The 26,385-nt window shown below is 49.2% G+C and carries 21 protein-coding genes and 1 tRNA gene; 1 reads left to right on the top strand and 21 read right to left on the bottom strand.

Going from position 1 to position 26,385, the window contains the following annotated elements:
* Positions 1–4: 4 nt before the first annotated feature.
* From B0F88_RS19870 to B0F88_RS14300, 20 genes are all read right to left on the bottom strand, one after another.
* A complete protein-coding gene (locus B0F88_RS19870) occupies positions 5–550 on the bottom strand; it encodes a prepilin-type N-terminal cleavage/methylation domain-containing protein (protein ID WP_104424632.1) in 546 nt (181 codons plus the stop codon).
* A gap of 126 nt (positions 551–676) precedes the next feature.
* Positions 677–1,138 carry a hypothetical protein gene (locus B0F88_RS14390; RefSeq protein WP_104424631.1) on the bottom strand — a complete coding sequence of 154 codons (462 nt, stop codon included), beginning with the start codon at positions 1,136–1,138 and terminating at the stop codon, positions 677–679.
* Between the two features lie 2 nt (positions 1,139–1,140).
* Entirely contained in the window at positions 1,141–2,367 is a 1,227-nt protein-coding gene (locus B0F88_RS14385; RefSeq protein ID WP_104424630.1) for a type II secretion system F family protein, read from the bottom strand.
* Positions 2,368–3,026: 659 nt separating this feature from the next.
* Positions 3,027–5,105: a polyribonucleotide nucleotidyltransferase gene (gene pnp, locus B0F88_RS14380; protein WP_104424629.1), complete on the bottom strand. Its 2,079-nt coding sequence runs from the start codon at positions 5,103–5,105 to the stop codon at positions 3,027–3,029.
* Positions 5,106–5,230: 125 nt separating this feature from the next.
* Positions 5,231–5,500 carry a 30S ribosomal protein S15 gene (rpsO, locus tag B0F88_RS14375; RefSeq protein ID WP_104424628.1) on the bottom strand — a complete coding sequence of 90 codons (270 nt, stop codon included), beginning with the start codon at positions 5,498–5,500 and terminating at the stop codon, positions 5,231–5,233.
* A gap of 122 nt (positions 5,501–5,622) precedes the next feature.
* On the bottom strand, positions 5,623–6,555 hold the full coding sequence (gene truB, locus B0F88_RS14370) for a tRNA pseudouridine(55) synthase TruB (RefSeq protein ID WP_104424627.1): 933 nt from the start codon (positions 6,553–6,555) through the stop codon (positions 5,623–5,625).
* 5 nt (positions 6,556–6,560) lie between these two features.
* Positions 6,561–6,947 (bottom strand): 30S ribosome-binding factor RbfA, encoded by a 387-nt coding sequence (gene rbfA, locus B0F88_RS14365; RefSeq protein WP_104424626.1) that lies wholly within the window; start codon positions 6,945–6,947, stop codon positions 6,561–6,563.
* A 5-nt stretch (positions 6,948–6,952) separates the two neighbouring features.
* The gene (gene infB, locus B0F88_RS14360) at positions 6,953–9,619 is read right to left on the bottom strand and encodes a translation initiation factor IF-2 (protein ID WP_104424625.1); all 2,667 of its coding nucleotides are present in this window, start codon (positions 9,617–9,619) and stop codon (positions 6,953–6,955) included.
* Between the two features lie 21 nt (positions 9,620–9,640).
* Positions 9,641–11,146 carry a transcription termination factor NusA gene (nusA, locus tag B0F88_RS14355; protein ID WP_104424624.1) on the bottom strand — a complete coding sequence of 502 codons (1,506 nt, stop codon included), beginning with the start codon at positions 11,144–11,146 and terminating at the stop codon, positions 9,641–9,643.
* Entirely contained in the window at positions 11,136–11,621 is a 486-nt protein-coding gene (rimP, locus tag B0F88_RS14350; RefSeq protein WP_104424623.1) for a ribosome maturation factor RimP, read from the bottom strand. The genes nusA and rimP overlap by 11 nt, the downstream gene beginning before the upstream one ends.
* 169 nt (positions 11,622–11,790) lie before the next feature.
* A tRNA-Met gene (locus tag B0F88_RS14345) sits at positions 11,791–11,867 on the bottom strand.
* A 74-nt stretch (positions 11,868–11,941) separates the two neighbouring features.
* Positions 11,942–13,405, bottom strand: coding sequence for an exodeoxyribonuclease I (gene sbcB / locus B0F88_RS14340; protein WP_104424622.1), 1,464 nt, complete (start codon positions 13,403–13,405; stop codon positions 11,942–11,944).
* Between the two features lie 87 nt (positions 13,406–13,492).
* A complete protein-coding gene (locus B0F88_RS14335) occupies positions 13,493–13,888 on the bottom strand; it encodes a CBS domain-containing protein (RefSeq protein WP_104424621.1) in 396 nt (131 codons plus the stop codon).
* An 89-nt stretch (positions 13,889–13,977) separates the two neighbouring features.
* Complete coding sequence (gene nqrM / locus B0F88_RS14330) at positions 13,978–14,172, bottom strand: (Na+)-NQR maturation NqrM (RefSeq protein ID WP_104424620.1); 195 nt, start codon at positions 14,170–14,172, stop codon at positions 13,978–13,980.
* Positions 14,173–14,314: 142 nt separating this feature from the next.
* Positions 14,315–15,535 (bottom strand): NADH:ubiquinone reductase (Na(+)-transporting) subunit F, encoded by a 1,221-nt coding sequence (gene nqrF, locus B0F88_RS14325; RefSeq protein ID WP_104424619.1) that lies wholly within the window; start codon positions 15,533–15,535, stop codon positions 14,315–14,317.
* A 12-nt stretch (positions 15,536–15,547) separates the two neighbouring features.
* Positions 15,548–16,156: an NADH:ubiquinone reductase (Na(+)-transporting) subunit E gene (nqrE, locus tag B0F88_RS14320; protein WP_104424618.1), complete on the bottom strand. Its 609-nt coding sequence runs from the start codon at positions 16,154–16,156 to the stop codon at positions 15,548–15,550.
* Positions 16,156–16,836, bottom strand: a complete 681-nt coding sequence (locus B0F88_RS14315) for an NADH:ubiquinone reductase (Na(+)-transporting) subunit D (protein WP_104424617.1) — start codon at positions 16,834–16,836, stop codon at positions 16,156–16,158. Before B0F88_RS14315 ends, nqrE begins: the two co-directional genes overlap by 1 nt.
* Positions 16,833–17,807, bottom strand: coding sequence for a Na(+)-translocating NADH-quinone reductase subunit C (locus tag B0F88_RS14310; protein WP_104424616.1), 975 nt, complete (start codon positions 17,805–17,807; stop codon positions 16,833–16,835). The genes B0F88_RS14315 and B0F88_RS14310 overlap by 4 nt, the downstream gene beginning before the upstream one ends.
* Positions 17,800–19,002, bottom strand: a complete 1,203-nt coding sequence (locus tag B0F88_RS14305; protein WP_104424615.1) for an NADH:ubiquinone reductase (Na(+)-transporting) subunit B — start codon at positions 19,000–19,002, stop codon at positions 17,800–17,802. The genes B0F88_RS14310 and B0F88_RS14305 overlap by 8 nt, the downstream gene beginning before the upstream one ends.
* A complete protein-coding gene (locus B0F88_RS14300; protein WP_104424614.1) occupies positions 19,002–20,351 on the bottom strand; it encodes a Na(+)-translocating NADH-quinone reductase subunit A in 1,350 nt (449 codons plus the stop codon). Before B0F88_RS14300 ends, B0F88_RS14305 begins: the two co-directional genes overlap by 1 nt.
* A gap of 446 nt (positions 20,352–20,797) precedes the next feature.
* Here B0F88_RS14300 and B0F88_RS14295 point away from each other — a divergent pair, with 446 nt between their 5' ends.
* The gene (locus tag B0F88_RS14295) at positions 20,798–23,011 is read left to right on the top strand and encodes a putative bifunctional diguanylate cyclase/phosphodiesterase (RefSeq protein WP_104424613.1); all 2,214 of its coding nucleotides are present in this window, start codon (positions 20,798–20,800) and stop codon (positions 23,009–23,011) included.
* 88 nt (positions 23,012–23,099) lie between these two features.
* Here the strand turns inward: B0F88_RS14295 and B0F88_RS14290 are convergent, their stop codons facing one another.
* On the bottom strand, positions 23,100–26,324 hold the full coding sequence (locus B0F88_RS14290; protein WP_104424612.1) for a type I restriction endonuclease subunit R: 3,225 nt from the start codon (positions 26,322–26,324) through the stop codon (positions 23,100–23,102).
* Positions 26,325–26,385 lie beyond the last annotated feature (61 nt).

The following is a 26,385-nucleotide window of genomic DNA, read 5'->3' as shown; positions in this document are numbered from 1 at the left end:
TAAACTAACATCCTGATGTGGTCACAATACTGATAACAGGGGCGGCATTAGCAACGGGTTCGGTGTAGGTAAATGAGCAGTTGGCCGGAGAACTGCCGCCGCGAACTTGAAAAGTCGCCGTCGTTCCTGACACCGTGTAGTCATAACCTTCTGCCTGCAATTCTGTCAGACTTGGATTAAATACGGTTGTCAGGCCTGCGGCAGTCAATATGCCTCCAGATGTACCTATTGCGGTAACCGCAGGGTAACCATTAACCAGATTAATAATGCCTGCCTCACTACACAGAGTACCTGTTCCACTGGTAGAGTTGTTAGCCGTACCGCCGCCGGCAGGGCAAGCCGCCGTATCGGCTCTACCGTTGCGGGCAAACAAGGTGGCATGAACCATAGCCGAGGTGGCCGCAACGCTGCCGCGCGCCGCATTAAGCTTGGCAATACGGGCATCAAGCTGCAAATTGGTCAATCGCGGCAACGCTACCGCCGCCAATATGGCCAGGATGACGATGACAATGATCAGTTCAACCAGGGTAAAACCTTTTGATTTAAACATTTTAGTTATTTTCGCAGAGTTCGACATATGGAAATTCTACACCTTACCGTTTGTGTCATATAGTTTTTTTCATGGGTTTAAACGTTGTTATGCAGCAATTTAAGATTTATGAGGCTCCGCCCCCTCTTAATCAGGCGCCAAATCCACCCCGCCCATTGCTCCCTGTGAAGCGCGATTAAGCTTGGCGGTACTGGTCAATCGGTAGCGTACTTGACGGCCATCGCTAAAAACATACACTAAGCGCTTGGCTTTAGTATCGAAATACCAGACAGATCGAACGCCCGCAGGCGCTTCTGCGAACTCGCCGCTATAATTGTTCGGACGCCCGCCCAACAACAGCAGCGGATTGAGATTTTCTATCTCGCCGGCGGAAAACGATTGCCCGGTCGCATTACGGTGAACCCACAGTTCGCGCAACTCCCAACGCATATTGGCCAAGTCGGCTTCCATCGTTATCGTCTCGGCTCGGCCTTGCACGCGATTAAGAGCAGACGTCAAACCGAAGGTCAGCATGGAAACAATGCTGATGTAAATTGCAAAGCCAAAAAGGCTTGCACCGGATTGCGATAGTTTTATTTTCGGTTTCATAGCTAGGTTTTGTGCAACGACGCTCTGCCAAGATCCCATATCGGCAGAAAAATACCTAAAGCCAGAATAAGCACGAGCACACCCAAAAATATGATCATAATCGGCTCTACTCTAGCCCCCAAAGTTTTAATTTCATATTCGACATCGCGCTGATACATGTCGGCAATTTCTTCCATCAAATCATCCAATGCACCCGATTCTTCACCAACGGCAATCATTTGCAGTACCAAGGAATTAAAGATGCCGGCATTAGTCGCTGTACGCAAAATCGTTTCGCCACGCTCGACGCCTTGGCGCATTTGCTCCACTTTATGCGCGATAAAGTCGTTATCGACGGTTTGCGCCACCAGGGTTAATGTGCTCATGATCGGCACGCCGCTTTTACTGGACAGCGCAAAGGTTCTGGCAAAACGCGCCATGCTTGCCTTGTGGATAATTGCACCGGCAATAGGAATTTTTAATTTAAAGCTGTCCCATTGATATTTACCGTTAATTGATGTGACATGGGCGCGAAAAAGCAATCCCGCCACCACGATACCTACCAACAAATACGGCCACGAGGTCACCATAAAATCAGAAAAGCCCAACAAAACCCTAGTCATTAACGGTAACGCCGCCCCCATATTTGCAAACACTTTGGCAAATGCGGGAATAACGAACAGGTTAATGACAACAATCGCCACAACCATCGCCGCCATGACAAATGTAGGATAGCGCAACGCCGCCTTGATCTGCTCCCGCATAAATTTTTCAAATTCCAGGTAATCGACCAGACGCAGAAATACCCTGTCCAGCATGCCGGTAGTTTCGCCGACGCGTATCATGCTGATATAAAAACTGTTGAATACTTTCGGATGCTGGTTGAGCGCGGCGGATAACTCGTGGCCGCTATCAAGACTCGCGCGAACCTCGGAAATCACCTCGACAAATGCTTTATTTCTGATCGATGTCAGCTGAACATTCAGTGCACTCATAATAGGAATACCGGCCTTGAGCAAGGTGTACATTTGCCGGCAAAACATCATCACATCAACCAGTTCTATACTCTCTTGAAACAGATTAATCGACAGATTGCTCTCGGGGGAAGGCGCTGAGCCGGGCAGGATTTCAACCGGAGTAATGCCGAGATTGAAAACCTGTTTTGCGATTGCACTACGATCAGGCCCCTCCAACACGCCTTTAACCAGCTCGCCTTTATTGTTACGGCCTTTGTATGAAAAAAATGGCATATAGTTTTGTCAGTGATTGGCTAATGTAGAAGGAACGATGCCTCAGATGCAATAAAAAATACCGAATGAGAAAGCCGAAACACACAATAGCGTATTAGTTTAGCTTATTTTCCATATGATCACTCCGGTAGTCGATGGAAAAATGATATTTAAAAACTTCCCCCTCAACTTAAGACGTCTTTCGCATCAAAGGAACATCCAATTTAGGCGCACTCAACCACCCATTCATATCCACACCGGACAGGACTGGAAAAATCAGTAGAAAATGCACTGATTCCGGTCAGTTAATACGGATGAACTGCTATTTTTGGTGCAAATGCTACATGAATAATTACCAGAAATAGCTCAACTTACTGAAATATAAAGATATAATAAATTGGCATAGTTAATGCTTATTCATTTACAAGTTTAGTAGCTTCTCCTCACCTCTTTCCTGAGTGTTGTACCTTCAGCGCCCTATTTTCTCGACTAGGGCGCTTTTTTTTGCCTGATACTTTCAAGTCACCGGATTAACTGATCCTGACAAAAAGCTTGATATTTTTTACTCTCCCTGGACTTTACTTTCCAGCATGAGTAAACGAAAAAAGGGATTGTGACCAATCACAATCCCTTTTTATATCCTTAAGCCGCTCTTTGTTAAGAACGGCAATAACTGCGGATTATTCCGCGTCGACTTCCTTCATACTCAATCTGACTCTGCCTTGACGGTCTATTTCAAGCACCTTGACTTTGACCACATCGCCTTCATTGAGCCTGTCGCTGACTTTATCGACACGTTCGTCCGAAATTTGCGAGATATGAACCAAGCCGTCTTTACCGGGAAGGATGGTAACAAAAGCACCGAAGTCCATTAATCTGACGACTCTGCCTTCATAAGTTTTACCGACTTCAACTTCAGCGGTGATTTCTTCGATCAGCCGGCGCGCTTCTTCGCCGGCAGCCTTATCAACGGATGCCACTTTCACGATACCGTCATCAGTCAAATCAATGCTCGCTCCGGTCTGCTCGGTGATGCTGCGGATGGTTGCGCCGCCTTTACCGATAACTTCGCGGATTTTGGCCGGATCGATTTTGAAGGTGATGATACGCGGTGCGAAATCGGACATTTCTTCACGCGTGGTGGACAAGGCTTTATTCATCTCGCCCAGGATATGCAAACGACCGTGTTTTGCTTGGTCCAGAGCCGTTTTCATGATTTCCGCGGTGATGCCATCGATTTTGATGTCCATTTGCAGCGCGGTAATACCGTCTACTGAACCGGCGACTTTAAAGTCCATATCGCCCAAGTGATCTTCATCGCCCATGATGTCCGACAATACCGCAAAGCTGTCGCCTTCTTTAATCAGGCCCATCGCGATGCCGGCAACCGGCGATTTAATCGGCACGCCAGCATCCATTAACGCCAAGCTGCTGCCGCAAACCGAGGCCATAGAGCTTGAGCCGTTGGATTCGGTGATTTCGGAAACCACGCGGATGGTGTACGGAAATTCATCCATATTAGGCAATACGGCGGCAACGCCGCGTTTCGCCAAGCGGCCGTGACCGATCTCGCGACGTTTTGGCGAGCCGACAAAACCGGTTTCGCCAACGCTGTACGGAGGGAAATTGTAGTGCAGCATGAACGGCTCTTTGTACTCGCCGGCCAATGCATCGATGATTTGGGCATCACGCTGTGTTCCCAGTGTTGCAACCACGATAGCCTGAGTCTCGCCGCGGGTAAATAATGCCGATCCGTGGGTTCTTGGCAATACGCCCGTTCTGATCGTAATCGGCCTGATTTTGTCCAAATCGCGCCCATCGATACGTTTACCTTCGTTAAGAATCGCGTTGCGAACAATGCGGTATTCCAGGTGTTCGATAATGCCGCGTATGTCGTTTTCTACATACTCGCCGTTAGCCACCAGTTTTTCAACCACGACATCCCTGATCTCTTTCAGTTTTTCCTGTCTGACCAGTTTCTCGGCGATTTGGTAAGCAGCTTTAATGCCCTCTTCAACTTCGTCAGTGACCAGTTTTTTAAGTTCGGTGTTAACTTCAGGGGCCACCCACTCGACAACACCTGCACCGGCAGCATTTGCAAATTCGTTAATGGCGTTAATCGCAACCTGCATTTGCTCGTGGCCGAATAAAACCGCACCCAGCATCACTTCTTCCGACAAATTGTCGGCTTCAGACTCGACCATTAATACCGCATGCGCGGTTCCCGCAACGACCAATTCCAGTTGCGACTCTTTTAATGCGTCAGGGCTTGGATTTAATAAATAGCCGCCATCTTTATAACCTACTGTGGCTGCGCCTACCGGACCGTTAAATGGCAATCCTGAAACAGCCAAGGCGGCAGAGGCGCCCAATAAAGCGGGAATTTCGGGATTAACTTCAGGATTCAACGATACGACGGTTGCAATGATCTGGACTTCATTGGTGTAGCCCTCTGGGAAAAGAGGACGGATAGGACGGTCAATCAAACGGGACGTTAAAGTCTCTTGTTCACTGGGACGACCTTCTCTCTTGAAAAAGCCGCCCGGTATTTTACCGGCTGCGTAAGCTTTTTCTTGATAGTTAACAGTCAATGGAAAAAAGTCGCCGCCACTTGCCTGTTTTTTACCGACGACGGTAACCAACAGCGTTGTACCATCGACGTCGATCATAACAGCGCCGTCTGCTTGACGCGCTATTTCACCAGTTTCTAATTTAACGAGTCGATCGCCGTATTGAAATTCTTTCCTGATAGGATTCACTATAAGGTTCCTTTGCGAGGTTAGTTGAGGATTGTTTGTCGGGCTACGCTAATCGCTGTTGAGCGCTAGGGTAGGCCCGACCTACAGCAAAAACGGCACCGAGGTTGTGCCGTTTCTTTGTACTGTTACTTACGTAAACCGAGACGTTCAATCAGAGAACGATAACGGTTGCCGTCTTTATTTTTTAGATAATCCAGCAATTTACGACGCTGATTAACCATGCGCAACAGACCGCGGCGCGAATGGTTGTCTTTTTTGTGTTCCGCAAAGTGCGGCGTCAAATGGGTGATATGCGCTGTCAATAAAGCAATCTGTACTTCAGGCGAACCCGTGTCGGTTTCGGACAGACGATATTCTTCTACGACCGCTTTCTTTTGTTCTGCAGTAAATGGCATTTGTAATCCCTATTTAGATTAAAAATTAAAAAAATAAAGCCGCCAACCGGCGACTCCTTATGTACACTGTTTCCGCGATAGGGTGTAGAAACAGGTGTATTCTTTCTGCCTGGACGTATAGATCAGGCAGGATCGTTGCTCATATTGAACAACTTCTTCGGCGCTAGTTTACCATCCAAACGCATTTCTCCCAAGCCTAAAAATACGGCGTCGCTGTACATGCGCACCGTACCTTGCTTCGTTTCCGGGCTTGTGCTTGGCAGCGCCAAAAGGTCGAGTGTCTGACCGTGTTTTATGCAGATTGTCTGTTCACCGGACAACTGCACGGAGGGAAAAGCTTCCAGCGGTTTATCGACATTAATCAGGCATTGAAACAAGCTTTGCTGATCCATTGCCGTCAGCTGCTCGATGGTTCTGGCATTTTTAATACTGAACTGGCCCGCTTCCAGCCTGCGCAATTCCTTTACCGTGCCGCCGCAGCCCAGATCGTGGCCGATGTCTTCGGCCAGCGAACGGATATAAGTGCCTTTTGAACAAAACACGTCCAACGTCAACCGATCTTTGGAAAAATCCAGCAGCTTAAGTTCGAATATGGTGATGCGCCTGGCTTTGCGCTCGACGGTTTTACCTTCCCGCGCCAGTTCATACAGCTTTTTACCGTTCTGTTTCAAAGCCGAATACATCGGCGGAACCTGATCGATTTCGCCGGTAAACTTTTCCAGACAAGCCAGAACGTCGTCTACCGATAGCTCAGGCACCGGCTTGGTTTCTATCACCGCGCCTTCGGCATCGCCGGTATCAGTCATGATCCCGAGTTGAACAACGACTTGGTAACGCTTGTTGTCGTCCAGCATTAGCGCCGATACTTTAGTCGCTTCGCCGAAACAAAGCGGCAACAAACCCGTAGCCAGAGGATCGAGACTACCGGTATGCCCGGCTTTATTGGCGTTAAACAAGCGCCTGACTTCCTGCAAGGCTCTGTTTGAAGATACGCCCAAGCGCTTATCCAACAACACTATGCCGTGAATATTGCACCCGGACTTGCGTTTACTCATGCAGCCTAACCTTCGTCTTGCTTGTCCTGATCGGAATCAATCGGTTTATCCAAGTCGCTTAACAGTTCCGCAACGCGCATGCCGGTATCAAACGAATCATCGTAATAAAACCGCAATTCGGAGATATGCCTCAAGCGCATCCTTTTGGCTAATTGGTGCCGGATTACAGGCGCCAGCTCGTTCAGCACTTTAACATTAGCGCGCTTGCCCTGCTCGTCGACATTCAATACCGTGACGTACACTTTGGCAACGGCAAGGTCCTTGGTGACTACAACTTCATTGATAGTAATAAAGCCCAGCCTGGAATCATCAATATCACGTTGCAGGATAAAAGAAAGCTCTTTCTGCATCTGCGATGATACACGGGCGTTACGACCAAATTCTTTTGCCATGAGGTTTACAGTTCCCGCTTCACTTCGATACGTTCAAACACTTCGATCTGGTCGCCGGGCTGTACATCGTTGTAATTTTTTACACCGATACCGCATTCCATGCCCATTTTGACCTCGTTCGCGTCGTCTTTAAAACGACGTAAAGATTCCAATTGCCCTTCAAAGATAACCACGTTATTACGCAGAACCCGTATCGGCAGATTTCTCTTCACATACCCGTCAACGACCATACAACCGGCAACCGCGCCGAATTTCGGCGATTTAAATACATCGCGCACTTCGGCAAGACCGACGATCTGTTCTTTAATTTCAGGCGCCAACATGCCGCTGATGGCTTTTTTAACCTCATCGATCGCCTCATAAATGATGCTGTAGTAATGCAGGTCAATGCCTTTTTCTTCGATCAGTTTTCGTGCAGTCGCATCGGCCCGGACATTAAAGCCCATCAGAATCGCACCGGAAGCCAACGCCAAATTCGCATCGCCTTCATTAATGCCGCCGACGCCGCCGAAGACGACCTTGACCTCGACCTCGTCGTTCGACAAACCGACCAAAGAGCTGCGCAACGCTTCCAGACTGCCCTGAACATCGGTTTTAAGCACCAGATTGACACTGGCGATTTCACCGGTCGTCATTCTGGAGAATACTTCGTCCAGCTTAGAGGCTTGCTGCACCGCATGTCGGGACAGCTTCTTGCGGTCTTCGCGGTGCTTGGCCAAATCTTTAGCGATGCGCTCGTTTTGTACTACCAGGAATTCATCACCGGCATTCGGTGTGCCTGAAAGCCCCAGAATCTCAACCGGCGCACAAGGCCCGGCTTCTTTAATCGACACGCCGTTCTCGTTGAACATGGCTCTAACGCGGCCGTATTCATGACCGCACAGCACCATTTGACCGCTTTCCAGCGTACCTTTTTGAATCAGCACCGTTGCCACGACACCGCGGCCTTTATCAAGCCTTGATTCAATAACAATACCCGATGCCGCACCTTCGACAGGCGCTTTCAATTCAAGGATTTCAGTCTGGACAATCAACGCTTCGATCAAGTCATCGATACCTTCGCCGGTTTTTGCCGAAATTCTCAGGAATTGCACATCGCCGCCCCACTCTTCGGCCAACACGTTAATATTGGACAGTTCCTGCATCACTTTGTCAGGATTCGCGTCGGGCTTATCGATCTTGTTGATTGCGACGATAATCGGCACATTGGCGGCTCTGGCATGTTCGACCGCTTCCTTGGTCTGCGGCATAACACCGTCATCGGCTGCGACTACGACAATGACCACGTCGGTAACATCGGCCCCTCTGGCGCGCATTGCAGTAAATGCCGCATGACCCGGTGTATCTAAAAAGGTCACCGAACCGTGATCGGTTTTTACCTGATAGGCACCGATATGCTGGGTAATACCGCCAGCCTCACCGGCTGCAACACGGGTTTTACGGATATAATCCAGCAGCGAGGTTTTACCGTGATCGACATGCCCCATAATGGTAACAATCGGCGCCCTGGGCAATTCCACACGATTATCATCGTCTGCCTGCGCCTCAGCCAGCATTTCCTGCTCAAGATCGTCATCACTCTGCATGATGGCTTTGTGACCCATTTCTTCAACTAAAATAACCGCGGTTTCCTGGTCTATGCTTTGATTGATAGTCGCCATAATACCGAGCTTCATCAGATGCTTAATCACCGTGGCGGCCTTAACGCTCATCTTTTGCGCAAGATCGGACACAATAATCATTTCCGGAATGGTGACTTCTTTTATGATCGGCTCAACCGGCATTTCAAACTGATGTTTACCTTCTGGCTTCACATTGACGCGCTCAGTCTTCTTACCTTTTTTCTTAGCTTTCTTGGTGTCTCTGCCGCCAGCGCCGGCACGCGAACTTTCTTCCTGTTTTTTTCTATGCAGGATTTCTTGCTTGGCTGATGCCTGCTGCCTTACTTTTTCAGCGTTTCTTTTGATCGACTCTTCAAGACGAAGATCTTTTTCGTGTTGTTTTTTTCTGGCTTCTGTCGATTCTTTGGCTTTAACCAATGATTCATAGTCGGTCTCTGCTTCGAGATCCAATACCGGCGAGACTTCAGCTTCTTCTTCAACTGCCAGGGATGGCGAAAGTGTCTCAATCGGCTGGGAAGCAATATGTTCAACTTCAGGCTCGGCAGTTACTTGCTCTTCAACAGCAGGCGTAGCTTCCGGCGCAACAGCGGCTTCTTTCTTTTGCTCCAAAACAGTTTCTTGCGCCTTTACCGGCTCTTCCGCTGTAGGAAAACTTTCAGTTTGCGGCGCAACCTGCCCTTTAACAGCTTGCTTGGCTAACTCCAAGTTCCTTTGTTCGTCAGACTCGGTTACTTCGCTGCGTTTTATGTAAGTTTTCTGTTTGCGGATTTCAACGCTGATCGTTTTGGTAGTGCTGCCTGGTACGCTTGCCTGCTTAAGCTCACTGACAGTCCGGCGCTTTAACGTCACTCGTTTCAGCGAACCTTCGGCCGCACCTTCATCCTTACCATGGCGTTTGCGCAAATGCGCGAGTAGCTGCATCTTTTCGTCTTCATTGATGACATCATCAGGGGCACTCGCAGATAATCCTGCTTCTTTCAGTTGCTCTAATAATCGTTCCAGAGGTATTTTCACTACCTCAGCTAATTGCCGTACCGTTTTATTACTCATTTCAACCCCTTACCTACTCGCCTATTCCTCAGCAAACCAAGGCTCACGCGCCTTCATAATCAATTTTGCCGCCCGATCTTCATTCATTCCTGGAAAATTCAACAAATCGTCTACCGATTGCTCCGCCAAATCATCCATTGTAATAATACCTTGACTGGCCAGGTCATAAGCCAAATCCCTGTCCATACCTTCCATTTCCAGCAAGTCCTGTGCGGGCTCGGCCGTTTCTATTTTTTCTTCAGCGGCAATAGCGCTAATCAACAAAGCGTCTTTAGCACGGCTTCTGAGCGCATTCACCAGTTCTTCGTCAAAACCTTCAATTTCCAGCATTTCACTGACCGGAACATAGGCGATTTCTTCAACCGTATTGAAACCTTCTTCAACCAGAATCAATGCAATATCCTCATCGATATCCAATTGTTCGACAAACAACTGCTTTATCTTGTCAGCCTCGGCTTCGCTGTTTTCTTCCGCCTTAGAGGCGTCAATGACATTCAGTTCCCAACCGGTTAACTGTGTTGCAAGACGCACATTCTGTCCGCCACGGCCTATAGCTTGAGACAAATTATCCGAGCTTACCGCCAAATCCATGCTGTGCTTGTCTTCGTCAACGACGATAGACTGGATTTCAGCCGGCGACATCGCATTAATCACAAACTGAGCATCGCTTGCGTTCCAAAGAATAATATCAACGCGCTCTCCGGCCAGTTCATTCGAAACCGACTGGACTCGCGATCCTCTCATGCCGACGCAAGCACCGACCGGATCCAATCTTGGATCATTGCCTTTGACGGCAATCTTGGCTCTGGAACCCGGATCACGCGCAGCGCCCATCACTTCAATCAAGCCTTCACCGACCTCAGGCACTTCAAGACGAAACAACGCAATCAGCAATTCCGGTGCGGTCCGGCTGACAAACAATTGCGGGCCGCGAGGCTCTGAACGCACATCCTTTAAATAACCCCTGATTCTGTCGCCGATACGAATCGCTTCCCGAGGAATCATATCTTCTTTAGCGATATAAGCTTCCACATGTCCACCCAAATCCAGGTAGACGCAGCCTTTTTCAATGCGTTTTACGATACCGGTAATCAGTTCGCCCACGCGGCTCTTATAAGCATCGACAATTTTCTTGCGCTCAGCTTCCCTGACTTTGTGGATGATAACCTGTTTGGCGGTTTGTGCAGCGATACGTCCGAAATCGACAGACTCGATCTCTTCTTCGATCAAATCGCCGACTTTAACATCGGGATTATCAAGCTTTGCAACTTCCAGCAGTATTTGCGTTTCCGGAAACTCCACATCACCGTCAATTTGATTGTTGGCATCAACCACTTCCCAGACCCTATAAGTAACATAGTCGCCGGTTTTTCTGTTAATGCTGACACGGGCTTTGATTTGATTTGCGTGGCGCTTGATTGTAGCCGCTTCTAATGCTGATTCTATAGCCTGAAAAACTATTTCTTTTTCAATATCCTTTTCATTAGAAAAAACATCAACCACCAACAAAATTTCTTTATTTGCCACTGCGTCCTCCTTTTTCAATTAAATACTCAGGCACCAACCGCGCTTTGCTCATCGCGGCAAATGGAACCTCAAAAACCTGACCATTGTCCTGAAGCGTAACAATATCGCCTTCAACTTTTTCTATCAGGCCTGTAATTTTTCTGCGGCCATCGATGGCTTTAAATAAATTCACCAAAACCACGCTGCCGACATAGCGTTCGAACTGGCTCACTTTAAAAAAAGGCCTGTCCGCACCCGGTGAAGAAACCTCTAACTGATAATTCCCTTGAATGGGATCTTCGACATCCATGACCCCACTGATTTGATGACTGACTTTAGTGCAGTCATCAACAAGAATTCCGTTCTCGCTGTCGATGTAGATTCTTAACAGACCATGCCTAGGATGAGGATTATATTCAATACCTACGCATTCATAACCTAAACCTTCAACAATTGGCTCAATCAGACTAACCAAATGCTCAGGAGCCTGTTTCATTTTTTCCTCACTTACTTTCGCACAAAAAAAAAGAGCCTAAGGCTCTTCCATTGACAATCATCTACAGACTTCCAAATCACCAAAGCCCAGAAAACAAAAAACCCCAAAATGGGGTTCTCGGCAACCGCTTCATGCGGCGCTCTAACTCCTGCATCCATGCAGTCCTATGTGGTAGCGGGGGCAGGATTTGAACCTACGACCTTCGGGTTATGAGCCCGACGAGCTACCAAGCTGCTCCACCCCGCGATTGATTTGTGCATTATAGGGCATTCTCAGGATTTAGCAAGCTATTTATTACTTTAGCTTCTATATACTAATAATTACGCTGTCCCAGCCTGTTTAATTCCAAATTTGCGCATTTTCTCAAACGCATAATCCTCCAAAGCATTAATGATTTCCCTATTTACATTTTCGTCTCGGCGCAACTCATCTAATCGACTGAAATAATCATCAAGCACAATACCGGAACCCGTTTGACGCCTGCTTAACCGGCTAACACAAAACGCATTCCAGTTTTGCAGCTCATCAGCCCTCAAGGTTTCCGGGTAATTTCTGGCACGATACCTAAACAACATTTCCGGCAACCGGCTATCGATAAATTTGAATGTAGAGTCCGCTAATTGCCTTGGTTGCATATTTCTGATTTTAAACATTTGACCTTTATCGCTTTCAGAAAAAAAACCGCCACTGTAAATTTCCAAATCAGGATCGGAGCCCTGTTCGGCGTAGTTTTGGCCGCTAAAAACTGCCGCCACCTTATCAGCCAATCCGATAGCCGCTTTAATCTTATCGATGTTGGCATAGCACAGCGCCAGATCGACTTCCAGCCTCTGCGCATCTTCAGGCCTGATAACAGACACTGGCGCCAAGACAGGACATTTGTTGATATGCACGGTTTTTAGCGGAATTCTTGCCACATCTTCAGGCAGATCGGCGGTAGCCGTAAAAATTCTTTGCTGAATTTCCCCGACGGACAGCTCCAGCATAGGCCCGGGATCAATGGACAAATCATAGACGATCACGCCGTTAGTATTAGCAGGATGCTTACAAACAGGAAGCACTATGGCTAAACAATGTTTAGATGCGGGATATTTTCCTGAAACATGCACCACCGGCTTAAAACTGCCAAACTGAAGCAAGTTAAGAGCTTCGGCTTTGATCCGATGTTGAAGCAGAAACTGGTAGAGTTTAGGCTGCGCTTGTTTGACCAGCTTGGCGATCGCGATGGTTGCGTAGACATCCGAAAGCGCATCATGCGCCGCCTCATGGGTTATATTGTTAGCCTGAGTAAGCTGGTCCAACCTGAAACTGGGACCGCCTTGTTCGTTAACCGGCCATACAACACCCTCAGGCCGCAAGGCTCTGGCCGCCCTGACCACATCGATCAGATCCCAGCGGGAGTTGCCATTTTGCCATTCCCTTGCGTAGGGATCATAAAAATTACGGTAGAGACAATTCCGGGTAACTTCATCATCAAAACGAAGGCTGTTATAGCCAAGAGTGCAGGTATTGGGCTGAGCCAATTGCTGATGAATCAGGCGAATAAATTCGGCTTCGCAAACGCCTTTTTGCTCGGCTAACTGAGGGGTGATTCCGGTAATTAAACAGGCCTCGGGATGAGGAAGGCAGTCTGCCGCCGGTTTGCAGTAGACAACCAAAGGATCGTCTACGATATTGAAATCAAAATCGGTACGAATCCCGGCAAACTGAACAGGCCTGTCTCTTCTAGGATCCGTACCGAATGTTTCGTAGTCATGCCAATAAAAGGTTTGCGTACCACTCATTATTTTCGACCATTGCGGGCAATGAAACCCCAAGAGGCTTTAGGCGATGCCTATATTGCAGGAGCCGTTGCGCCCAGCTTGACAACCTTAATTGCTTGAAGCCAAAGCCCTTAAGACATCTGTACGACTGACAATTCCAACCAACTCATTATCCTGAAAAACAGGAAGACTTCTGACCGACGTCTGTTCAAACTTCTCAGCCAAATCGACAATACTGGCCTCGGCGTCGACACTAACGACTTCCGTGCTCATATAGTCGCCAACCTTGCCGCTCATACTTTGGTTGTAGACCGCCTCCAAAACAATTCTCATGACGTCCTTTTCCGAAAACATACCCAGTAACTGGCCTCTCTGGTCGACAACCGGAGCACTGGTGATTTTATGATCCAGTAATTTTTTTACGGCGTCGACTATATTGGCGTCCTTGGCAAGCGTAACCAATCTTTTCGACATGTAATCTGCAACAGCAATTTTTGCCAGCATCGTGAACTCCTGATTGTTGTTATAAAAACCGGAAGCTTTACAGCGTAGCCCAACAACCGAAAAAGAAGCACCGGATAGTTAGAGCCAGCCTACAATCCCTGATTTAAACGAGCCTCCGCATCCATTTTCTTTCTTTTATCACATTTTTCCACACAAACACAATCACCGCCGTTCGCCACTCCGCCGCATGACCCCTTAATAGCGCGTCTACCGAAGATAACACCTACCGCCATAATGGCAACAACAACAGCCATAAACACAAAAGTCACTAGAAAATAAGCCATGGTATCACCCCGTAAAGTTTGTAAAGGCCCACAATAAAAAAACGAGGAGTGGTACTAGCCGCACTCCTCGTTTGATTTGATGCTTCCGATTCTATCCTTGCGAAAAACAAGCTTTAAAAAAAAGATAGAATCTCAAGATTGCTTATCCGCCGAAATCATCCAGCAAGATATTTTCCGGCTCTACGCCATTATCCAACAGCATCTTGATCACCGCCGAGTTCATCATCGGAGGTCCGCACATGTAAAACTCGCAATCTTCCGGCGCCGGATGATTCTTAATGTATTCTTCAAACAGAACATTATGAATAAACCCGGTATAGCCCGTCCAGTTATCTTCCGGCAACGGGTCAGACAGCGCAACATGCCACTCAAAATTATCATTTTCCTTGGCCAGCATGTCGAAATCTTCTACATAGAACATTTCCCGCTTACTACGCGCACCATACCAGAAGCTCATTTTACGCTTGGATTTCAGCCTGCGTAATTGATCGAAGATATGCGAACGCATCGGGGCCATACCCGCGCCGCCGCCGATAAAGACCATCTCGTTTTGAGTGTCTTTAGCGAAAAACTCACCGTAAGGACCGGAAACAATACATTTATCGCCGGGCTTCAGGTTAAAGATAAAAGAAGACATGATCCCTGGAGGTACGGTATCCGGCGCGCCTGGAGGCGGTGTCGCAATACGCACGTTCAGCATGATTTCTTTTTCTTCAGGATAACTCGCCATCGAATAAGCGCGCAATGCAGGCTCTTTTACGGTAGAGACATAACGCCACAAATTAAACTTATTCCAATCGTCGCGGAAGCGTTCTTCGACATCGAAATCACTGTATTTGGAAACGTGCGGAGGACATTCGATCTGAATGTAACCGCCGGCGCGATAGTTGATTTCTTCGCCTTTCGGCAACTCCAGCACCAGCTCCTTGATGAAAGTCGCAACGTTATGATTCGATTTAACCGTACATTCCCATTTTTTGACGCCGAAGACACTGTCTTCGACTTCAATGTCCATGTTGTGCTTAATCGAAACCTGACAAGCAAGACGCTCTCCGTGAGCCGCTTCCCGTTTGCTGATGTGGCTTAATTCAGTGGCTAAAATTTCTCCGCCGCCTGAATTGACTTTCACCTTGCATTGCCCGCAAGTACCGCCGCCGCCGCAAGCCGATGAAACGAACAAACCGTTATCCGCCAACGCGGTTAATAACTTCGAACCTACAGGCACATGAATTTTCTTTTCGTCATTGATCAGAATTTCCACATCGCCTTCTGCGACCAATTTGTTTTTCGCACCGATTATGACAAATACCAGCGCGATAACAATGCCCGTAAAAAGAATAATCCCTAAAAGAATTTCAAGCATGTTGTGACCTGTTTAAAGTTGGATGCCAGAAAAAGCCATGAAGCCAAGCGACATCAGACCCGCGGTAATAAAAGTAATGCCCAGGCCTTGTAAGGCGGCCGGTATATCACTGTATTTGAGTTTCTCGCGTACACCCGCCATAACGGTGATCGCCAACGCCCAACCAAAACCACTGCCAACGCCGTAAGTGACACTTTCAGGAAAATTGTAGTCGCGCTCGATCATGAACAAGCTACCCGCCAAAATGGCGCAGTTTACTGTAATCAGAGGCAAGAAAATACCCAACGCGTGGTACAGGGCCGGAAAGAATTTATCTAAAATCATTTCCAGAATCTGTACTAAAGCGGCAATCACGCCGATACAGCTTAACAGCGCCAAAAAGCTCAAATCCACGCCCTTAACGCCCATCCATGACAGCGCGTCTTCTTTTAGCAGCGCGTGATAGATCAGGTTGTTCGCAGGCACGGTGATAATTTGCACCATCATAACCGCAATGCCTAAACCCATTGCAGTGGATATTTTTTTCGAGACCGCGATAAAAGTACACATGCCCAAAAAGAAGGACAGCGCCAAGTTTTCAATAAATACGGCCTTTATAAATAGGCTGATATAGGCTTCCATTAGTGATGCCCTCCTTCACCGTGAGCAATCGACATAATTTTAAATTCCACTTGTTCCCGTTGCCCCGGTTTCCATTGGCGCACCGCCCAAATAAGCAGACCGATTAAAAAGAATGCGCTAGGAGGCAACAACATCAAACCATTGGGTTGATACCAGCCGCCATCTTTTATCAAAGGCAAGATTTCAATCCCCAGCAATTTGCCCGAGCCCAATAGCTCACGGACAAAAGACACGATAATCAAAATCAAACTGTAGCCCAAGCCGTTACCGATACCGTCGATAAAACTTTCCAAAGGCGGATTTTTCATCGCATAGCCTTCAGCGCGCCCCATCACGATACAGTTGGTAATAATCAAACCGACAAACACCGATAATTGCTTGCTGATTTCATAAGCAAACGCTTTCAAGAGTTGATCCACCACAATAACCAAAGAAGCGATAATGGTCATCTGCACGATAATCCGTATGCTGCTGGGAATATGGTTTCTAATAGCACTGATTGCCGCACTGGAAAATGCCGTCACCATCGTCAATGCCAACGCCATAATCAGCGAAGTGGACATTTGTGAAGTAACCGCCAACGCCGAACAGATACCCAACACCTGCAAGGTGATGGGATTGTTTTCAATCAGCGGCTCGATCAATACTTTTTTAGTTTCGTCATTTAAAATTTCGCTCATGATTTCGCTCCTTTAACCGTTCTGACTTTTGCCAAATACGGCGCAAAGCCTTCTTTACTCATCCAATATCTAATTAAATTGGTTACGCCGGTGCTGGTCAGCGATGCGCCCGCAAGCCCGTCAACCTGATACTCAGAGCCTGGCTTGGTGTTATCAACCGCGCCCTTAATCAAGCTCAACGCAGGCTCACCTATATCAGCTTCTTCTATCAAGCCTTTCTCCAGGGAAGGCTGATCCGTTTCGGCATAGACTTTTTTACCTTTCCATAACGCACGCCAAGCAGGATTAACCACTTCACCACCCAATCCCGGAGTTTCCGCCTGATCATAGAAATTGATACTCTGTACGGTTTGACCATCGGGATCTAAAGATAAAAAGCCGTACAAAGTCGACCACAATCCATAACCGTTGATAGGCAAAATAATCGATTTGATTGCACCGCCCTCTTTCACCAAAAAGACTTTAGCGACTTTCGCCTTAACACGGATATGCGCAATGTCTTTGTCTTTAGGAATCGCGACGCTTTGCGCAGGATCTTTCGCCGCTTTGCGTTGGTCGTACTCGTCGGCGTTCATGCTATCCACATAATCGCCTGTTTCCAGATTAACCAGCTTCGATTCGATCCTTTCCGCAAAGGCTTTATCAATATCACTGCCTTCAGTCAGCAAACCGGCAACATCCAGGATGTTTCTTTTCATGTCCAGTTCTTTGTTATTGACTTGTAGCGGTCTTAAGGCAACCGCCGCCATCGATACCAATACCGCGCAAACCAAACATAATGCCACCGCAATGGCGATGGTTTTTTCTAGGCTATCATTGCTTAAGGCCAGAACCTTGACGCAGTAAGCCTTAAATTTTTGGTAATGCTCGCACTTATCAAGCGCCGCACGAAACTTTTGATAATGTTCACATTTCTCAAGCGCAGCGCAAAGCTTTCCTTGACCGGCATTTTGAGTATTTTCATTAAGCATGACGCTTCACCCTTCTTCTGATATTGGCCTGAATGACAAAATAATCAATCGTAGGCGCGAACATGTTGGAAAATAGAATTGCCAGCATAATACCTTCCGGGAATGCCGGGTTAACAACCCTGATTAAAACCGTCATAGTCCCGACCAAAGCCCCGAATATCCAGCGGCCGGTATCGGTCATCGCCGCACTGACCGGATCGGTCGCCATATAAACCATACCGAAAGCGAAGCCGCCCATCGTCAAATGCCAGTACCAGGGGATCGCAAACATGTGATTGGTGTCGCTGCCGATCACATTGAACAGCAACGAAGTCGCCACCATACCGGCAAATACGCCGCCCATGATGCGGTACGAAGCCACCTTGGTGTACAACAAAAATGCCGCGCCGATAAAAATAGCCAGTGTTGAAGTTTCGCCCAGACAGCCCGGTTCAAAGCCGAAAAAGCTTTGCATCCAGCTGTAATTAGCCGCGTAAACCGCATCAAGACCGCCGTTCGCCGCCAAACCTAAAGGCGTCGCAGCTGTATAGCCGTCAACCGCAACCCAGACGGCATCGCCCGAAATAGACGCAGGATACGCAAAATATAAAAACGCCCGTCCGGTTAACGCAGGATTCAAGAAGTTTTTACCGGTGCCACCGAATACTTCCTTGCCGATAACGATACCGAAAGAAATACCCAAAGCGACCTGCCATAAAGGCATATCGGGCGGCATAATCAATGTGTACAACATTGAAGACACCAAAAAGCCTTCGTTCACTTCATGACCGCGAACGGTCGCGAACAATACTTCCCACACGCCGCCGACAGCCAACGTAACTATATAAATAGGCAGAAAATACAAGGCGCCGTGAACCAGGTTGGAAAACGGATTGGCCGTGTTGTAGCCGAAGATCATCATCGGAATACGACGCCAATCCTGAGCTTGTTCCAAGCCCATATTTGCCATAGCTAAATTGGCCTGATAGCCGGTGTTATACAAGGCCATCAAAATACAAAAAAACGTTGCGATCACGACAAAAGTCATGGTTCGCTTCAGGTCATTACCGTCACGAACGTGCGTGGTGCCGCGCGTCACATCAGCCGGCGTATAGATAAAAGTATCGACCATCTCGTAGAGGCCGTAATACTTTTCGAACCGCCCACCCTTGGTGAAATACGGCTCCATGCTGTCTAAAATTTCTCTAGGCGACATTATCCTTCCTTCTCAATTTTAGTTAAGTTCGCTCTCAAAACAGGAGCAAAGTCGTGTTTACCGGGATCCACAAACGTAAATAAGGACACATCTTCCTCATCCAATTCCAAACAGCCTAATAATTGAGCCTGATCGGAATCACCCACAACCAACGCTTTTAACAGCGGTGTAGGCAAAATATCCAGCGGCATGACGGCTTCATAAACGCCAACAGGAACAATCGCCCGGTTGCTGCCGTTTTTGTCGGTTGTTAATGGAAACTTACGGTTCAACTTACGATCAACGCTGGATGTGTAAACATTGAGCGCCGAGTATTTGTTTTTGCCTGGAACAATCCAGCCGAATAACTCGCGAGCGCGACCTTCCTGCAATACTGAAACTTGAGTGCTGTAACAACCCAAAAAGGCCGCCCAATCCGCCGCAAGATGTCCGTACAGCACAGAACCGGAAATCACCCGGTTTTCGACTTCTTCCAATTGACCTGCAACCAAATCGTTAGTGTTGGCGCCGACACGGGTACGAATCAAGCGCGGTTTTTTAACCGTAGGCCCAGCTAATGAAACAACGCGTTCGACATTGATTTTACCGGTGGTAAATAATGCGCCGATTGCGATCACCGCCTGATAATTCAGGTGCCAGACAAACTTATCGATGCTGACGGGGTCAATCAAGTGAATATGAGTGCTTGGCAGTCCGGCAGGATGGGGACCGGAAAACTCGGCAACGGTTACCGGCGCATTACCGGTAGCAATATCGGCGCCGGTCGCCTTACAAACGTATGTCTTGCCTTCTGTCAGCTTGGCGATAACCGCCAAGCCATTGGCAAAATCATCGCCTCGATCCTTAATGATAACCGCAGGGTCTGCGGCTAACGGACTGGTATCGATTGCCGTAACAAAAATAGAACGGGGCTTGCTGTCTACAGCAGGGACTTTGCCGTAAGGGCGTGTGCGTAACGATGTCCACAGCCCCGACGCCAACAGGTTCTCTTTAACCTGCTCTGCCGACAAATCATTTAATTCGGAAGCCTTGTATTTTGCAAACGACTCCTGCGCCGTTCCTTTCAGTTCTATCACAACAGACTGCAAAACCCGCTTGGCGCCGCGATTAATGGACTTAACGACACCCGCTCCGGGCGAAGTAAAGTTCACGCCGGGATTCTTCTTGTCGGCAAAGAGTATCTGCCCAAGTTTGACCTCATCACCTTCGCTAACCAGCATTGTAGGCTTCATACCTACATAATCTGTTCCCAGAATAGCAACGGACTTAACCTTATTGCCATCCTCAATAACTTGTTCAGGCTCCCCGGTAATCGGTAGATCCAAACCTTTTTTAATAATAAATTGCATAGTTAATAGCCTGCTCTCCAATCAAGTTGCGGCGAAACCATCCTTTCATTTCAAATACAAATAAAACAAGAGGCGCATTAAGACGTAAAACGCTGGCATTAAACCACAAAAACCGGGCATTCTCAACAGCAGCGAGGCTTACCGGAAAGTCTTTTTAACAAATGCAATAACGCAAAAATCATGCGTAATCAATTCATTGACTTTTATCGCGATTACTTACAGGCATCGGCATTTTCTATTTGCGTCATCAACAGTCACGAAGATAGACCGTAACCTGTTCATCGCTCCGGCGCATCAAAACCAGGTCACGGACCAATAGATGACTCGCCCGCTAAGTAATTACGCTTATTGCTTGGCGACACCGATCCTCCTATGCTACAGACACTTAAATATGACAACAGCCGCTTTTTTAGCCGCGTCGGTTGTATAGACAGTAAGGAGCTTACGTGCCAAACAAACCCACCGAAATGGAACAACGGCCAAAGCTGCATACAGAGACCGGAGACCGGCCGGCCGGGCCGCCGTCTCATTCCGTAGAAGAACTGCTGAACGAGCTTCGGGCGCATCAAATTGAACTGGAGATGCAAAACGAAGAGTTACAGCGCATCAGAGCCGCCTTGGAAACAGCCCATAACCGTTACCTGGACCTTTATGAGTTCGCCCCCGTTGGCTATCTTACCCTCGCCCCTGACGGCAGGATTGTCGAGCTCAATCTTACCGCCGCCCGGCTGTTCGGACTGGAACGCAATAATCTGCTCAACTGCCAGCTCGCAACTTTGGTCGCGCATCAAGATAGCGACCGCTGGCGTCTTCTGCTCAAATCCGCCCTCCGACACGAGGGAGAACTGAAAAATTTTGAACTGCTGCTGAAACGCGGCGACAGTCACTTTCATGCCCATCTGGACTGCCTGCCGGTAATGACTGAAGACAAAACCCCGGCGCTACGCATTACGCTGACCGACATCAGCAAAAACGTGTATGCCGAAGAGCAATTGCGCCTAGCCGCCGTCGCCTTTGAGGCCCAGGAAGGCATCATGATCACCGACGCCGATAAAGTGATTTTACAGGTCAACCGGGCTTTCACCGACATCACCGGGTACAGAGCCGACGAACTGATCGGCCGGACGCCGCATATCCTCAACTCGGGGCGTCACAACGAGACCTTTTACGCCGAAATGTGGAACTGTATCAATCGTACCGGTTCCTGGCAGGGTGAAATCTGGGATCGGCGCAAAAACGGTGAGATCTATCCCAAATGGCTAACCATCAACGCGGTGAAAAACAGCGAAGGCGTCATCACTCACTATGTCGGTTTACATACCGATATATCCGAACGCAAAGCCTCGGAAGAAGAAATCAAGCAACTGGCCTACTACGACCCGTTGACTTCCTTGCCGAACCGGAGACTGCTGCTGGACAGATTACAGCAAGCATTGGCGGCCAGTTCGCGCAGTGAAAAATACGGCGCATTGCTATTCATTGACCTGGATAACTTCAAATCGCTTAATGACAATCTGGGCCACGATATGGGCGACATCCTATTGCAACAGGTCGCAAAGCGCCTTATTGCCTGCGTAAGAGAGGGCGACACCGTGTCTCGCCAAGGCGGCGACGAATTCATAATAATGCTGGAAGACCTGAGCGAAAATACAGAAGAAGCCACTGCAAAAGCCAAGACCATCGGCGAGAAAATCCTTATTTCATTGAATCAGTCCTTTCAACTCAGCAACCACGAGTACAAAAGCACCCCAAGCATCGGCATTACACTGTACATCGATCATCAGCATACTATCAATACACTGCTGAAACGGGCGGATACCGCCATGTATGGCGCCAAAGCCGCAGGCCGCAACACCTTGCGCTTCTTCGATCAGGACATGCAAGAGACGGTTACGGCTCGCGCCTCCCTGGAAGCGGATTTGCGCTTTGCACTGGAGAAAAATCAACTCAAACTCTATTTTCAGCGACAAGCGCGCCACGACGGCCTCACCATCGGCGCCGAAGTGCTGTTGCGTTGGGAACACCCTGAACGCGGCTTTATCTCGCCGCTGGAGTTCATTCCACTGGCTGAAGAAAGCGGACTGATAGAGTCTATTGGGCGCTGGGTACTGGAAGCCGCCTGCGCCAAACTTAAATTGTGGCAAGATCATGCACACACCCGGCATTTACAGCTTGCCGTTAACATCAGTGCGCGTCAATTTCATCACATCGGTTTTATCGAGCAAATATGCACCCTGCTGGACAAAGCCGCAATCGACGCAAACCGACTCAAACTCGAATTTACCGAAAGTCTGGTGTTCGACAACATCTACGACACCCTTACCAAAATGCAGAGACTCAAAGAACTCGGCGTGGGCTTCTCATTGGATGATTTCGGCTCCGGCTATTCATCACTGACCTACCTGACGCAACTGCCATTCGATCAACTTAAAATCGACCAGTCTTTCGTGCGCAACATCGGGATCAAACCTGCCGACACGGTGGTCGTGCAAACCATCATCGGCATGGCCAACAATCTAGGCATGGACATCATTGCCGAAGGCGTGGAAACGGAACAGCAACGCGCATTCCTGAAACGTCACGGCTGCCATGCCTATCAGGGCAACCTGCTCGGCAAGGCAATGCCGCTGGAGGAATTTGAGCGTTTTTTGGAAATTTAAAGTTTACGGAGGGAATTGCAGACGGCTTTAACCACTCCCAAAGACTTAATTTAAAACGGTGGCGCCCTGTTCGCATTACCTTCATTCACTAAGCCACCCACTTCCTGCCGTGACAGGCATAGTCTAGCATCAGGTAAAACACGTTGTCGCACTTCTCCCGGAATAACACCCGGTCGTAGCTTTCCGGCAGATTGGTGTCCAGCACCTTCTCGACAGCAGAGCGCACCTGCTTTTGGGTCTGCGTATCCTTATACCAATCCTGTACCAGCACCTTGGGATGCTCGTCTAGCAAACGGTGCAGCAAAGATTTGGCCGCCAACCTGACGTTCTGCGTTTCCTCCTGCGTCATTTTGTCTTTCTTCAGCAGATCGAACAGTTCCAATTCGTCTTCTGACAGGCCCTCGCGAATGTGCCGCTCGTCTTCCGTGCGCAAATCTTCGGTGAATTTCATCAGGTCTTCATAAGAGTTCTCGGTGGATGAGCCGCCTGAATTGTAGGTATCGATAATCTGTTGCAAGCGCTGAGCAAAGTCGGTGCGCGTCGCATTCTGTTGCAGCATCAGCTCCAGCTTGCGTTGCAGGAAAGCACGCAGGTCGGCGATTTCAATGTTCTTGTAGGTTGCCTGCTTGAACTCTTCGCGCAGCTTATCGAAGTTGATCTTGCTGAGATCCCAGGTCTTACCCTTCTGGATGATCCGGTATTCCGCGCTGTATTGCCGCACCTTGAATGCCTCCGAGTCGTTCACCACCACACTCTCATCCAGCAATTCGGCGATCTTCAAACTGATCTTGTCGATATCTGTCTGCTCGACGAGACTGTCTATCACCCCGCGCAAATACTGGAACACCGCAACCTCGCGCCCCTTGCCGCCTCCCAGCACTTCCGGCTTGCACGCTTCATACAATGATGTGATGGTGTTCTCGTACACGTTGAAACCCTTGCGCCATTCGTCGTTCGCCAGCAAGGTGTCGGCAAATGACTTAAACCGCCCGAGCTTGTTGAACACATCCTCGCTGTCCAAGACCTCGCGCAACGCAACCTCTTTCTCGTGACAGAACACCAAACCCTGTTCAATCGCATCGTCCAGCAGGCGGAACAGCTCCGCCTTTTCCTTGACCGGCGGATCAATCTCATCACCGCCTTGCGCGTAATCCTTCAGCGCCAGCTTCATATTGCGGAACACATTGTAGTAATCGATGATCTCGCCGTTGCGCTTCTCCACCCCGTTGACCTTCCTCGCCGTGACGCGGTTGGCGCGGGCGATGGTCTGCATCAGGGTATGGCCCTGCATCGGCTTGTCGAGATACAGCGTCGAAAGCGTCGGCGCATCAAAGCCCGTCAGCCACATCGCGCAGACGAACACCAGTTGCAGCGGATCATGCTCATCCTTGAAGTTGAATTCGATGTCGTGGCCGTGCTCCTGCTTGTTCATACGCTCGCGGTGCGGCTTGATGTTCAGCTTCTGATCCGCAAACTTCTTCTCCTCGTCCGCGTCTTCGCTGACCACCACCGCCATTTCCACCGAGCGCATGTACTCGACGGTCTGGCTCAGCCGCCTCTTCTCAATGTCATTGGCCGATTTACTGATGCGTCCTCGTAAGTCTTTAATCTCTTCCTTCCACAACCGCTGTACCTTGTCGTGCATCTTCACGGCGGTGAATTTGTCCACCGACACCACCAGCCCTTTGCCCAGATAGCCGCGCCGCGGGAAGTGATAGACGATGTCGCGCGCGATTTTCTCCAGCCTGTCGTCGCGCTTGATGACTTCGACCTCTTTGGCAAAACGCCTCTCCAGCTTGGCCTGCTGCGCCTCGTCCAGATCCTCGTCCTCCAGAATCTGGTAAAACTCCTCGCTCAAGCCCTCGTTCTGGTTCAGCACTTCCGGCACGCGCTTCTCGTAGAACAGCGGCACCGTCGCGCCGTCGTCCATGGACTGCTGAAAGTTGTATTCGGAAACGTAACCGCCGAACCAGGCATTGGTCTTGCGCTCGCGACCCAGCAGCGGCGTGCCGGTGAACGCCATGTATTGCGCGTTGGGCAAACCCTTGCGCATATTCTCCGCCAGCGACTTGTATTGTGTGCGGTGCGCCTCGTCGACAATCACGATAATTTCGTTGCTCGGCGAAAGCTCGGGATATTCTCTGCCCTTGTCCCAACGGAATTTCTGTATCAGGGTGAACACCACGCGCTTGTGTTGCCCTAGGAACTTGCGCATCTCCTCGCTGTTCTTGGGCTGCGCGGCTTCGGCCTCGCTGACCGTGCGCGTGTTCAGGAAGTTGCGATAAATCTGCCCGTCCAGATCGTCGCGGTCGGTCACCACCACAAAGGTAAAATTGCCGGTCTGCTTGCGGAAGATTTTGCGCGCATAAAAAATCATCGAGAAACTCTTGCCCGAGCCTTGCGTGTGCCAAAACACGCCCAGCTTGCCCGCCAGCTCATCGCGCCTGAGAAAGGCGTCGTAGGCCCGGTTCACGCCGATGAACTGGTGGTTCTGCGCGATAATCTTCGAACTGTCCTTGTAGTAGAGAATGAAATTCTCCATGTAATCCAGCAGCCTCCGTCTCGGCAGCAAACCTTCGATTACGCCTTCCAGACTGATGCCCTGTTCGCGGATCGCGGCGCGGTTGATTTTTTGCTTCTCGTCATCCGCGCGCAACCAGTTGAAGAAATGCTCCCACTCCGCCGTGATGCTGCCCACCTTGGTCTCGATCGCGTTGGACAGCACGCAAAAGGCATTGGTCAGGAATAGCTGCGGAATCTCCGCCTTGTAAGTCGTCAGGTTGTCGTCATAGGCGTTGCGCAACTTCACGTTCGAGTTTTTCAGCTCGATGAACACCAGCGGAATGCCGTTGACGTAGAGCAACACATCCGGGCGGCGGAAGCCGCGCTCGCCCTTGATCCAGAGCTGGGTGACAGCCAAGTAGCGGTTATTGTCCGGCGCGTTGAAATCCAGCAACCGCACCAGCTCCTGCTGCCGCACACCCTGCGCGTTGTCGAATTCCACCGGGATGCCGTCGCGCAGCAGTCCGTAGATTTCCCGGTTCGCGGCGATCAAAGTCATTGCCTGCCGCCGGTCGAGCAATTTTTCCAGCGCGCTGTCTATGGCCGCTTCCGGGATGTCCGGGTTCAGGCGAATCGCAGCTTCCCGCACCCGGTCGGACAAAATCACATCGCGTTTATTGGCGCGGTTCGAGCCGTCGTTCAAATCTTCCGCGTCAGCCGTGTAACAGTCGAGCGCGTCGAAACCGTGCAGATGCTGGAGCTTCTGCACCAGCGCTTGCTCGATTTGGTCTTCGGAAATGAAGTTAGGCATAAGAGCTAGAAGCCTTGTCTGGCTATGCCAGACCGCTTTGGCAAGGCTCTCCTGAGCAACA

It is taken from the genome of Methylobacter tundripaludum (assembly GCF_002934365.1).
GTDB classification, from domain to species: Bacteria; Pseudomonadota; Gammaproteobacteria; order Methylococcales; family Methylomonadaceae; genus Methylobacter_A; species Methylobacter_A tundripaludum_A.
The sequence above is the reverse complement of the archived record's forward strand: the minus strand, read 5'-3'. Positions and strand labels throughout refer to the sequence as shown.